Below are 12,811 nucleotides of genomic sequence, written 5' to 3'. Positions count from 1 at the left end.
GATGGTGAGGCGACCCAAATGGAAAGAAAAGTATTAGTGATCGGACTTGGGTTGATTGGTGGTTCTCTCGCCCTTGCCATTAAAAGAGAGCATCCTAATTCCATAATAGTAGGCTATGATAAAAGTGAATCAGAATTAAGTTTGGCCAAAGCATTAGGCGTGATTGACAAAAATGCGAAAAAACTTGAAGATGAAGCGAAGGAAGCAGATTTAATTATTCTAGCCACACCAGTCATGCAAACAGAAGGAATTATTCAACAATTAGCCACATTCGATTTGAAGAAAGATGTCATTGTGACAGACACAGGAAGTACAAAGAAAAGAGTAATGGATAGTGCCAGAGTACTCGCAAATAATGGAGTTACGTTTATTGGGGGACACCCGATGGCAGGATCCCATAAAAGTGGTGTTACTGCCGCAAAGGAAATTTTATTCGAAAATGCATTTTATTTATTAACTCCATCCGAATATACGAGTCGGCTATCTGTGGAAACTTTAAAAGAATGGTTAAAGGGAACAAAGTCGAAAATGGTAGAAATCTCGCCAGAAGAGCATGATGAATTAACCGGGGTGATTAGCCATTTTCCACATGTCATTGCTGCAGCTCTTATTCATCAAGCTCAAAGGTTTGATCAAAAGAATTCCTTAGTCTCCCGTTTAGCTGCTGGAGGATTTCGTGATATTACAAGAATTGCATCCTCAAATCCTGAAATGTGGAAAGATATCTCTTTACATAATAAAGAAGTTCTTCTTCATTTACTTCAATACTGGGCAGATGAAACAACTAAGGTGATTTCTTTATTAGAAAATCATGATGAAGAGGCTTTACTACAATATTTTGCACAGGCAAAGAAATTTCGGGATCAATTACCGATCACGTCTAAAGGAGCCATTCCATCCTTTTATGATTTATATGTGGATGTTCCTGATTATCCAGGGGTTATTTCCGAAATAACAGCTTATTTAGCAGAAGCCAGAATTAGCATTACGAATATTAGAATCATTGAGACTCGGGAAGATGTGTACGGGATATTAGTCATTAGTTTTCAAAATGACGAAGACCGTTTACGTGCAAAACAGTGCATCGAAAATATAACAAATTATGACGTATTCTTTGCTTGAAAAGGATGATTAAATGCAAACATTGAAACTACTTTTTAATCAGAATGGCTTAAGAGGTTCAGTTACGATACCGGGAGATAAATCGATTTCCCATCGTTCTATTATGTTTGGTGCAATCGCAAAAGGAAAGACTACGATCAGTAATTTCCTAACAGGTGCCGATTGTTTAAGTACGATTTCTTGTTTTCGAAAATTAGGTGTTGAAATCGAACAGACAGAAGAGATGATTACGGTTCATGGTCAAGGATGGGAAGGGTTAGTAGAACCGAAAGAAGTTTTAGACGCGGGTAATTCTGGAACGACGACTAGACTGATGCTTGGTATTCTTGCGGGACTTCCCTTTCACTCAGTATTAGTCGGTGATGAATCTATTGGAAAACGTCCGATGGGCAGAGTTGTAGAACCGTTAAGACGAATGGGAGCTTCTATACGTGGTCGCGAACAAGGACAATATACTCCACTTGCGATTGATGGAACTGGACTTACTTCAATCCACTATGAACTTCCTGTCGCAAGTGCCCAAGTCAAATCTGCTATTATTTTTGCTGGGTTACAAGCCCAAGGAACAACCATTGTAAAAGAACCTCAACAAACGAGGGATCATACGGAAAAGATGATTTTACAATTTGGTGGATCCGTCGTGAAAATTGAAGATGAAATTCTTATTAAAGGCAAACAGACTTTTAATGGGACTCATGTTCATGTGCCAGGAGATATATCATCTGCTGCCTTTTTCCTAGTAGCAGGAGCTATTGTACCGAAAAGTGAAATAATACTTACGAATGTAGGGTTAAATCCTACAAGAACGGGCATTATCGAAGTCTTAAAACAAATGGGTGCCAATATTGAAATTGAAACAATGGAATCAATCGGCGAGGAAACAGGAAATATTGTTATTCGTACTTCAGAATTAACTGGAATAGAGATTGGTGGAGATTTGATTCCCAAGCTAATTGACGAGATCCCAATTATTGCATTGATGGCGACACAAGCCGAAGGGGTAACGATTATTAAAGATGCGGAAGAGTTAAAGGTGAAGGAAACGAACCGGATTGATACGGTTGTTGGTGAATTGAGAAAGCTAGGAGCAAAAATTGAAGCTACTGAAGATGGAATGATTATTCATGGAAAAAGTTCACTAACAGGCGGAAATGTCTCAAGCTTCGGGGATCATCGAATTGGAATGATGTTATCCATTGCAGCTTTAATATGCCGAGAAGAAGTCGAATTAGAGGATCCTGAATGTATTGCCATTTCATACCCAACATTCTTTGAACATTTAAAGCAGTTAATACAATAAACGTTATGAAAAGGAGAGCTCGTTCGGGCTCTTTTTTTTCTTTCATTCTGAAGTTAAAACTTTTTACAAAGTATCAAATAAACTATAAAATAAATAAAGGGATACTATCATCAATTTTTCGACAAAATGATAAAGGGAATAAGACTCTTTGTTGAAAAATATTTAAAGGGAAAAACCATTTGAACAAGAATTTAAATAAAGAAACCGGTTCATCACCTGTACATATGAAGGGGCTACGAAAAGCTCTTATTGGGTGAAATAGCCTGTAATGATTATTTTAAAATAGCATTGTCACATGCTTTTTGAAAGGAAATGAACATTATGTCCACTCCACAACAAATGATCTTATCCTTAGAAAAGGGAGAATATGATCAAGCCCAATACTATTTTAATAAAGTGAAAAAAAGTTCCAATGAGGATGAGCAATTCCAGTTGGCAGAGGAGCTCTATCAACTAGGTTTTTTGGAAGAATCCAGGGAACTCTATGAAATATTGCTAAATAAGTACCCCGATGAAGGGGAACTACAAATATTATTAGCGGAAGTATTGGTGGAAATGGACCAGGAAGAAGAAGCTCTATCTATATTAGAACAATTTTCTGAATCGGATTCATTTTACCCACGGGCTTTATTATTACTGGCCGACCTATATCAAATGCAAGGTTTATTTGAGGTGAGTGAACAAAAGCTATTGAAGGCGAGAGAATTATTACCAAAGGAACCAATCATTGACTTTGCTTTGGCGGAGCTATATATGGAGCAAGGCCGATTTTCAGAAGCAATTCCGTATTATGAGAAGATTCTCAAACAAGGTGAGAATGAACTGGCTGGTGTCGATCTCCACCAAAGAGTGGCGGAAGCATTAAGTACACAAGGAGCATTTGAAGAATCATTGCCATATTACGAGAAAGCGCTAGAGAATAAACTGGAAATTAACACATTATTTGGTTTTGCTTTTACAGCCTATCAAGCAGGGTTTTATCGAACGGCCATCGAAAAATTTACTGAATTAAAGCAATTAGACCCTGATTACCATTCTGTCTATTTATTTCTGGCAAAATGTTATGAGCATGAAGGGCAACTAATGGAAAGTTTAGAGACGATTAAGCAAGGAATTCACCACGATGGTTTTAATAAGGAATTGTACTTTTTAGGTGGGAAAGTTGCACTCAAGTTAAATGAGGAAGAGGAGGCCGAAAAATTTCTGCGGGAAGCCTTTTCATTAGACCCGGGCTATATGGAAGCGGCCCTTACCTTAAATAAATTATTATTCCATCAGGAAAGATATGAAGATGTGATTGAGATCATACAAATTCTGATGCAAGAAGGGGAAGTAGATCCCCAGCTATTATGGGATAAGGCAAAAGCCTTTAATGAAACCGAGCAATATTCATTGGCATTAAATGCTTACCAAGAAGCATATACTTTCTTTAACAACAATCAAGACTTTCTTGAGGAGTATGCGTATTTCTTACTTGAAGAAGGATACCATCAAAAGGCGATTGAGTTGTTTAAAACACTTCTTGTCTCTGATCCAACGAATGATGAGTGGATTTCACTTGTGGAAAGACTGGAAAATTAATTTGTAGGTTTTTTAAAGAAGAGATATTATGTGGAGGGCGAGAAAGCGATGTGATCATTTTAACTTCTAGTCCACATTGGACAAATAAAGATCCCGGTTAAATTATTGCTGACCAACACATGAATATGTGCTAGTTGTGGCTAGAAAGACAACTCTGTATATCCTGCAAAGCTTTCTTGAAAAAACACAGAGGAGGGAATAAAAAATGGCTACCCCTGTATCTGTTCATGAAAAGAAAGATTTTATTAGATGGTTTTTGAATCATTACCAATTGAAAAGACGAGAATCGGTATGGATATTGAATTATTTAATGAGTCACGATCGCCTAATGGAAAAGGTGCATTTCGTTGATGATGCTCAATATTGCCCAAGGGGAATTGTGATGGCAACTCATTGTGTGGATAGTGCACCTTTCCGTTTTTTTAAAGAAAATATTATGACAACAGATGCAGAGAAATCCTTTCATGATATTCGCTTAAATAAGGAAGAAGAGATTTATATTGAGATCAGATTCCGTGGCTCCAATTTATCACACCAGTATGCTGCTGTGTTAGAAGAAAATCCATATATGCCAAAACACCTAAAAATATCGGAGAAAGACCGGGTAATAGCGGAAAACTTCTTGAAAGAGAGCATTTACCGGTTTAGAAAAGAAAAGTTGCAAAAAGCAATCGATGATGCCCTAGATCATCAAGATAGAGAAGCATTTCAAAAGCTGACAAAAGAGTTAAATGAATTAAAATAAACCCAATGCCAAGGCGTTGGGTTTATTTTTTTGGGGGTTATTCAAAAAATAGGTGAGAAATACTAAGTAAAAGTACAAGTTTATCCCGTCTTAACGGGCAGTAAAACCTCCACTGAATGAAGTTTCACTTTATATTTACAGGTATAAAAGTTCTTACATTCTACTTTTGAATGGATCGTGGTAAGATAATAATAGTTTTTAGAAGGGGGTGAGATAATGCTTTGGAATGCGAAGGACATCACATTATATTTGCAAGAAAAACAATATGTGGACACGGCAGTAATTCCCCTATTGCCAATAGGATTAAACGAAGATTTAAAGGATTGCGCAACACAAGTGGAGTTTATATCACTTTTAACGATGCTTCTAGAAAAACAATTTAAAGGGAGAATGATGCTCTTTCCTTCATTAACCTATTTGAAAAATCAAGAGGAAGGGGATAAAATCTTAGAGGCGAAAAAATGGGCTTCTATGTGTAAAGACGCTGGATTTACTCATGTTTTCTTTCTTACATCGGACAGTTTTTGGAAAATGTATGAAGAAGACTTAGAAGGGCAAGTCATTTGGGTGCCATCGATTCCATTAGAACATATGGATGAATCTTATAAATACTCCTTAATGGAAGACCAAGTAAAACAATTTGTCAATATTATTGTTCACAAATGGCAAAGTAGTATGTGATAATTCGGAAATTCGTCACAATGTTCGATAGAATTGAAAGACAACCATATTGACCTCTTTCCAAGATTGATTTATCATAGTTATGTCCTAGTTTATATTTGTGCACATATTTTGTCCGATGGACTTACCTTAAGATAGAGGGGGGAAAAGGATGAGCAAGCAACGTGTATCAAGACGTCAATTTCTTAACTATACACTTACTGGTGTAGGTGGGTTTATGGCAGCAGGTATGCTTATGCCAATGGTGCGTTTTGCTGTAGATCCAGTTCTAGAAGCTGGAGGTGGAGGCGAATTCCACGCTACTAAGCAAAAGGTTGATGAATTGACTAAAGTACCACAACGTGTCGACTTTACTTATGAACAAAAAGATGCCTGGTACACATCTGACGTAACACAAACAGCATGGGTGTATAAAGATGATAAAGGTGAAATCGTTGCATTATCACCAGTCTGTAAACATTTAGGCTGTACTGTGAACTGGGAAGGGGATAAAAATCACCCTAACCAATTTTTCTGTCCTTGTCACATGGGACTGTATGAAAAGAACGGGAAAAACGTTCCTGGCACACCGCCAACGAAACCACTTGATGTTTACCCATTTAAGGTAAAAGGTGGATTTCTTCATTTAGGAAAGCCAAAACCAAATAATATCGTGTAAAGGAGGCGTAATGTATGCTTAATAAAATTTATGATTGGGTAGATGAGCGAATTGATATTACGCCTTTATGGCGCGATATCGCAGATCATGAAGTGCCTGAGCATGTCAACCCTGCTCATCACTTTTCTGCATTCGTTTACTGCTTTGGTGGATTAACTTTCTTCGTTACGGTAATCCAAATATTATCTGGAATGTTTTTAACAATGTATTATGTTCCAGATATTAAAAATGCTTGGGAATCCGTATATTATCTTCAAAACGAAGTTGCGTTTGGACAAATTGTCCGCGGCATGCATCACTGGGGTGCAAGTTTAGTAATAGTGATGATGTTTTTACATACGCTACGTGTATTCTTCCAAGGTGCTTATAAAAAACCTCGTGAACTAAACTGGATTGTCGGAGTACTTATTTTCTTCGTTATGTTAGGTCTAGGTTTTACTGGTTATTTATTACCTTGGGATATGAAAGCGTTATTTGCAACAAAAGTAGGATTAGAAATTGCAGCTTCCACACCATTTATAGGCGAATGGGTGAAAATTCTATTATCAGGTCATGCTGATATAGTTGGGGCGCAAACACTTACTAGATTCTTTGCGATTCATGTGTTCTTCTTGCCTGCAGCTCTATTTGGCTTGATGGCAGTACACTTCTTAATGATTCGTAAACAAGGTATTTCTGGTCCGTTGTAGGATGTCATTGATTTTAATGTAGACATAGTTGAATCTATTAAAGAATAAAAGGAGGGGGACGCTATGCATCGTGGAAAAGGGATGAAATTCGTTGGAGATTCACGTATTCCTGCGGCTCCACGTAAACCGAATATTCCAAAAGATTATTCGGAATACCCGGGTAAAACAGAAGCCTTTTGGCCAAACTTTCTATTAAAAGAATGGATGGTTGGCGCTGTTTTCCTAATTGGTTATTTATGTTTAACGGTAGCTCATCCATCTCCGTTAGAGCGGATTGCAGATCCAACGGATACTGGATATATTCCACTACCTGACTGGTACTTTTTATTCCTTTATCAGCTTTTAAAATATTCATATGCATCCGGACCATATAACGTAATCGGAGCTATGGTTATTCCTGGACTTGCGTTTGGTGGTTTATTACTTGCTCCGTTTATTGATCGCGGGCCACATCGCCGTCCATCAAAACGTCCATTAGCGACTGGATTTATGTTATTGGCGATTTCTGGAATAGTCTATTTAACATGGGAATCTGTTGTGAACCATGACTGGGAGGCAGCTAAGAAACAAGGTGAAATTGTTGCCGAGGTAGAAGTTGACCAAGAAGCTGAAGGTTATAAAATTTACGCAGATAGTAAGAATGGTTGTATTAACTGTCACGGTGAGACTCTTACAGGTGGAGCAGCCGCACCAAGTTTAGTGGATCTTGATTTAACAGCAGATGAAATTAAAGATATCGCTAAAAATGGGAAAGGATCTATGCCTCCTGGAGTATTTAAAGGCACAGATGAGGAACTTGATAAATTAGCAGAATTTATTACTACTTTAAAAAGTGAATAATTTGCCCTAGGAGCCAGCTGTTATGCTGGCTCTTTTTGATGATGAACAAATGCACAAGAGCTGCAGAACTGGCGTACGGATTTCATAGTCTTTGCTAAAGATAAAGGAAACACTGCGTGGACAACATTTTTGATTCCAGTAAGGTTTATTTATTTGGGTGATAAAATTTGATATGATTACAAAATAAAGCAAAGGAGGTTTTTTTTTGAATGGTCTGTATCTTATTTTAGGTCACTGTAAAATGATCTTCTTATTATTTATGATTAATATTATTGGAACTATATATGGATATTATTGGTATGGATCTCAACTACAATCTACTCCCTCCTATTTCATTCCATTTGTCCCCGATAGTCCTACCGCAAGTTTATTTTTTGTTTTTGTGTTACTTGCTTTTTTATTCAACACAAATTGGGGGTTATTTGAAGCGTTAGCGATCATGACGTTATTTAAATACGGAATATGGGCAGTGGCGATGAATATTTTAACATTAAAGGTCGATGGAAACTTACCATGGGAAGGTTATATGTTAATTGCTTCCCATCTAGGGATGGCGATACAAGGAATATTATATGCTCCGTTTTACCGAATAAAAGCTTGGCATTTTTGTGTAGCGGCGATTTGGACCTTACATAATGAAATAATTGATTACGTATTTATGCAATATCCGGTTTATTCTAGCCTTCATCACTATATTCAAGAAATTGGGTATTTTACTTTTTGGTTAAGTATATTATCAATCTTCGTAACCTATTATTTAACCCTAAGAAAGAATCGATATTCACTAGAATTTTTTAAGTAAAGGCTCTGTTTATCTTGGCTGTTAATTATCGCTCAAGGATTCTTCACTTTCCACGCGCGGTACGGTGAGCCTTCTCGGGTGCGTTTTAGCCTTCCGCTCCAATCATTAGATCGACATTTCTTTTAAAAAAGCCAAAGTAAAATATAGAAATTAAAAGTTCTACTCTTGTCCCACTATTCATACATTTTATTAGTAGCTTGAGGGGGGACAAGAATGTATTGGAAAAGATTATTCCTTATACTAATTTGTTTTTTTGGTTTCAATTTTACTGTCCATGCACAGGAACAATCATCGCCAATTTTGAAATTAGATGCCATTGCGGATCAGGCATTGCAATTAACAAAAATGGCTCGTTATGATGATGCAAAACAATTATTAGAATATTTCTCGGATGAGTTTACAAGTGTCACTCTTCAAGAACAGGTTTTTACGATGGATGAAATACGTATTATCACGGTTTCCCACCACCAAGCCTTACAAGCGGTGAAAAGTCCTTCATTAGAAAAACAAAATAAAGTGGATGCCGTTATTAGCTTTCGATTAGTCATGGATGCTTTAACATCTCAGTACGAACCATTATGGACTGGAATGAGAGAGCCTATTATGAATGCATTTCAACATATGAAAGAAGCGGTGGAAACAGGTGATAAAGAAAATTATCATGAATTATTAAATTATTTTTTAGCAAAGTATAATATTATTCAGCCAAGTTTAAAATTGGATATCCCTGTTGAAAAGCTTCAGGAAATTGATGCTAAAATTGATTATATCGAATTGAATCGTTCGAATTTACAAAAGAATGAACAAGCATTTGCTGAATTAGAATCGGATTTACAAAAACTATTTGACGGTGTAGAGGAAGATGAAACAGACCCTTCAATATGGTGGGTGATTATTTCTACCGGTGGAATCATCATTAGTACATTATCCTATGTCGGATGGAGAAAATATAAAGGGCAAAAAGAACATAAAAAGCCGAAAAAGCTAAATGATTGACTTTATCTTGACTTCACCATAAAATATTTGTAAATGTTTGAAAAAATAGTGGGGGTTCAGAAGAATCATGATGGGTTATTTAATCTACTTTTTGCTTTTAATGATTATTCCAATCTGGGCGCAAATGAAAGTGAAAAGTACGTATAACAAATTTTCGAAGGTGCCTACGTCAACTGGAGTGACAGGGGCTGAGGTCGCTCGACGTATTTTAGATGAAAATGGATTGTACAATGTCAAAGTACTGGAGACGAATGGTTTTTTGAGTGATCATTATAATCCAATGACAAAAACTGTGAATTTATCGACTGATAATTATCATGGCCACTCGATTGCCGGTGCTGCGGTTGCGGCCCATGAAGTCGGACATGCCATTCAAGATAAGGAAGCCTATGCTTTTTTACGCTTTCGTCATGCTTTAGTTCCAGTAGCAAACTGGAGCTCAAATCTTTCGTGGATCTTTATTTTAATCGGTATTTTCACAACTATGACCTCAATGTATTTATTAGGAATTATTTTAATGGCTGCTGGTGTTTTATTCCAACTTGTCACATTGCCAGTAGAATTCAATGCCTCTTCACGTGCAATGGACCAATTAGTTTCCTCAGGGATTATCCGTAATTCTGAAGAGCGGGAAGCGAAGAAAGTGTTAAGTGCAGCGGCTATGACGTATGTAGCGGCAGCATCAGTTGCTGTCATAGAATTACTTCGACTCATTCTTATTTATACTGGAATGCAAAGTGACGATTAATGGTTTTGGCTTTGTTAAAGATTATTGTTTATTAACGTTAGTTTGTTGATTGGAAGGCACGAGAAGACTGCTCGCGGGAAAAGTGAAACAGACGAGATTCCACAGACACGAGGTGTCGAGAAGGCTCGGCGACCGCCTGCGGAAGGCGAAGTGCCTGGAATAGGTATCAACACCCAGGTTTAACAGTACGATGTTTTAAAAAAGTGGTTGACTCAATTGGAGTTCAGCCACTTTTTTTTAATTAAATTTCTAAAGGTTTTTTATTTTCATCAAGTGTAAAGCCTTCTCCAAGCACATCATGAACAATGGTAACTGATACGAAAGCGTGCGGGTCTACGGAATCCACAATCGCTTTAAGTCTTACAATTTCATTCTTTGCGACTACACAATATAAAACATCGCGTTTCTGTTTCGTAAAGGATCCATACCCTTTTAGAATCGTTACACCACGATCCATTTCCTGCAAAATTTTCTTTGCGATATCTTCGTGTTTTTCTGAAATAATCATCGCTCCTCTTGCTGAATAGGCTCCTTCCTGCATAAAATCAATCACTCTTGCGCCAACAAAGACAGCAACTAAAGTGTACATTGCTTCGCGATAATCAATATACGTTAATAAAGAAGCTACAATGACAAGAAAATCAAACATAAACATCGTTTTCCCCATGCCTACATTCCAATATTTATGGACAAGTCTTGCTATAATATCAACCCCACCAGTTGTGCCACCAAATCTAAAAATAGTCCCCAACCCTATTCCGATAAAGACTCCTGCAAACAGTGCAGCTAAGAAAAGATCATCATGAAGTGGGATATGCAATTGATAACGTTGGAAAACCCATAAAAAAATGGAAACTCCAACGGTTCCAATTAGCGTATATAAAAATGCATTTTTTCCAAGCAGTTTCCAACCTATAAAAAATACGGGGATATTTAGTATGAGGTTGGTGTAGGATGGATCGATGTTAAAAATACTATATAACATTAACGTAATACCTGTGAATCCACCTTCAGCCAAATTATTTTGAATATTAAAGTGTACTAGACCGAAACCTAAGATCGCTGAGCCAAACAGGATAAACAAAATATTTTTTATTTTTAACCCGTAAATCATAGGTAAATCACCTTCCTTTACAGCTGGCTTAAATTAGTATTAGTCTCTAATAATTGCCATTATATTATACATCGGATGGAATGAGCAATAAGGTGAGTACTTGCCGGTCTTGATATTATTACAAAAGCGTTCATGAAAATTTTGTCCCCTATGATATAGTTAAATGGGGATGAAATTTGCAGGAGCTCAAGAAAATGATGATAGTATTCTATTAGGTGATCGTATAAATTTATTGTAAATATGGCATGAATTAGCTAACATGAAAAGAGAAAGTGAGGGATTTGAGTTGGAAAGAAAGACGATCCAGCAAATGCAGAAAGAAGTCGATGATTATATCGGCCAGTTTAAAGAGGGTTATTTTAGCCCCCTTGCTATGCTCGCTCGTTTAACAGAAGAATTAGGTGAACTAGCTCGAGAAATTAATCATTATTACGGAGAAAAGCCAAAGAAAACAACAGAGAAGGAAAATACTGTTGAAGAAGAACTTGGAGATTTATTATTTGTCATCATTTGCTTAGCTAATTCACTAAACATTGACTTACAGGAGTCACATGATCAAGTGTTACATAAATTTCAAACAAGAGATAAAGATCGATGGACAAGATTAGAAACTGGGGAGGTAAAGTCAAATGGAAACGATTAAAATTATTATCGCAGGTCCCAGAGGAAGAATGGGAAGAGAAGCGGTACAATTAGTAAAAAATACTGAGCATTTTGAATTAGTTCGCGTATTGGATCATAAATATGGAGGACAATTATTAAGTGAGCTTGATGGATTCACAGGAATAGATGTTCCGATTTATTCCGATATTGATGAATGTTTTAACGAGAGTGGAGCAGATGTCCTCATAGATTTAACGGTCCCAGAAGTAGGGTATCTACATACAAAAAAAGCCTTAGAATATCATATACGTCCAGTTGTAGGGACAACGGGCTTCACAGAAGAACAATTAGCTGAAATAAAAACATTGACAAAACAGCAAGGAAAGGGATGTATTATTGCTCCTAATTTTGCGATAGGCGCCATATTAATGATGAAATTTTCCCAAATGGCGGCAAAATATATGCAAGATGTTGAAATTATCGAGCTGCATCATGATCGAAAACTAGATGCCCCGTCTGGTACAGCTGTGAAAACGGCCCAGATGATTGCAGATGTACGCGAACAAAAAATACAAGGTCATCCAAACGAAAAAGAGACAATCCCAGGTGCACGTGGAGCAAATTATGATGGAATGCATATTCATAGTGTTCGTTTACCAGGATTAATTGCTCACCAACAAGTATTATTTGGTGCGGATGGTCAAACTTTAACAATCCGTCATGATTCATACAACCGTGCCTCTTTTATGTCTGGGGTTAAAATGAGTGTGGAAGCCATCATGAAAATTGATACACTTGTTTACGGATTAGAAAATATTATCGACTAAAAGAATCAAAGTGAGGACGAAGAAAAAGTTGCTCGGCAAAGAATACGATCATCATGAATCCCAATTTCCCCGTTCTCACTCGAATATTGCATCTATGGAAATTTA

The 12,811-nt window shown here is 37.0% G+C and carries 14 protein-coding genes; 13 read left to right on the top strand and 1 reads right to left on the bottom strand.

Annotation, left to right across the window (positions count from 1 at the left end):
- Window positions 1–18: 18 nt before the first annotated feature.
- From J2S13_RS00400 to J2S13_RS00350, 11 genes are all read left to right on the top strand, one after another.
- Entirely contained in the window at window positions 19–1,122 is a 1,104-nt protein-coding gene (locus tag J2S13_RS00400; RefSeq protein WP_307255677.1) for a prephenate dehydrogenase, read from the top strand.
- A 13-nt stretch (window positions 1,123–1,135) separates the two neighbouring features.
- Window positions 1,136–2,422, top strand: a complete 1,287-nt coding sequence (aroA, locus tag J2S13_RS00395) for a 3-phosphoshikimate 1-carboxyvinyltransferase (protein WP_307255676.1) — start codon at window positions 1,136–1,138, stop codon at window positions 2,420–2,422.
- Between the two features lie 321 nt (window positions 2,423–2,743).
- Window positions 2,744–4,003 carry a tetratricopeptide repeat protein gene (locus J2S13_RS00390; protein WP_307255675.1) on the top strand — a complete coding sequence of 420 codons (1,260 nt, stop codon included), beginning with the start codon at window positions 2,744–2,746 and terminating at the stop codon, window positions 4,001–4,003.
- A gap of 205 nt (window positions 4,004–4,208) precedes the next feature.
- Window positions 4,209–4,748 (top strand): ReoY family proteolytic degradation factor, encoded by a 540-nt coding sequence (locus J2S13_RS00385; RefSeq protein ID WP_307255673.1) that lies wholly within the window; start codon window positions 4,209–4,211, stop codon window positions 4,746–4,748.
- 216 nt (window positions 4,749–4,964) lie between these two features.
- Window positions 4,965–5,429, top strand: a complete 465-nt coding sequence (locus J2S13_RS00380; protein WP_307255672.1) for a YpiF family protein — start codon at window positions 4,965–4,967, stop codon at window positions 5,427–5,429.
- Window positions 5,430–5,580: 151 nt separating this feature from the next.
- Window positions 5,581–6,087 carry a Rieske (2Fe-2S) protein gene (locus J2S13_RS00375; RefSeq protein ID WP_307255671.1) on the top strand — a complete coding sequence of 169 codons (507 nt, stop codon included), beginning with the start codon at window positions 5,581–5,583 and terminating at the stop codon, window positions 6,085–6,087.
- 14 nt (window positions 6,088–6,101) lie between these two features.
- Window positions 6,102–6,776: a menaquinol-cytochrome c reductase cytochrome b subunit gene (qcrB, locus tag J2S13_RS00370; RefSeq protein WP_307255670.1), complete on the top strand. Its 675-nt coding sequence runs from the start codon at window positions 6,102–6,104 to the stop codon at window positions 6,774–6,776.
- Between the two features lie 63 nt (window positions 6,777–6,839).
- The gene (locus J2S13_RS00365; protein WP_307255669.1) at window positions 6,840–7,616 is read left to right on the top strand and encodes a menaquinol-cytochrome c reductase cytochrome b/c subunit; all 777 of its coding nucleotides are present in this window, start codon (window positions 6,840–6,842) and stop codon (window positions 7,614–7,616) included.
- Window positions 7,617–7,821: 205 nt separating this feature from the next.
- Window positions 7,822–8,418 (top strand): lipoprotein heptaprenylglyceryl N-acetyltransferase LhaT, encoded by a 597-nt coding sequence (lhaT, locus tag J2S13_RS00360; protein WP_307255668.1) that lies wholly within the window; start codon window positions 7,822–7,824, stop codon window positions 8,416–8,418.
- Window positions 8,419–8,631: 213 nt separating this feature from the next.
- Window positions 8,632–9,414 (top strand): sporulation protein YpjB, encoded by a 783-nt coding sequence (gene ypjB / locus J2S13_RS00355; protein ID WP_307255667.1) that lies wholly within the window; start codon window positions 8,632–8,634, stop codon window positions 9,412–9,414.
- Between the two features lie 70 nt (window positions 9,415–9,484).
- A complete protein-coding gene (locus tag J2S13_RS00350; RefSeq protein WP_307255788.1) occupies window positions 9,485–10,162 on the top strand; it encodes a zinc metallopeptidase in 678 nt (225 codons plus the stop codon).
- A gap of 241 nt (window positions 10,163–10,403) precedes the next feature.
- Here the strand turns inward: J2S13_RS00350 and J2S13_RS00345 are convergent, their stop codons facing one another.
- On the bottom strand, window positions 10,404–11,276 hold the full coding sequence (locus J2S13_RS00345; RefSeq protein ID WP_307255666.1) for a YitT family protein: 873 nt from the start codon (window positions 11,274–11,276) through the stop codon (window positions 10,404–10,406).
- 259 nt (window positions 11,277–11,535) lie between these two features.
- Here J2S13_RS00345 and J2S13_RS00340 point away from each other — a divergent pair, with 259 nt between their 5' ends.
- Complete coding sequence (locus tag J2S13_RS00340) at window positions 11,536–11,919, top strand: nucleotide pyrophosphohydrolase (RefSeq protein WP_307255664.1); 384 nt, start codon at window positions 11,536–11,538, stop codon at window positions 11,917–11,919.
- Window positions 11,906–12,706 carry a 4-hydroxy-tetrahydrodipicolinate reductase gene (gene dapB / locus J2S13_RS00335; protein WP_307255663.1) on the top strand — a complete coding sequence of 267 codons (801 nt, stop codon included), beginning with the start codon at window positions 11,906–11,908 and terminating at the stop codon, window positions 12,704–12,706. The genes J2S13_RS00340 and dapB overlap by 14 nt, the downstream gene beginning before the upstream one ends.
- Window positions 12,707–12,811: the final 105 nt, after the last annotated feature.

It is taken from the genome of Oikeobacillus pervagus, from assembly GCF_030813365.1.
In the GTDB taxonomy this organism is placed as follows: Bacteria; Bacillota; Bacilli; order Bacillales; family DSM-23947; genus Oikeobacillus; species Oikeobacillus pervagus.
This window is presented reverse-complemented; position numbering and strand designations above follow the sequence as displayed.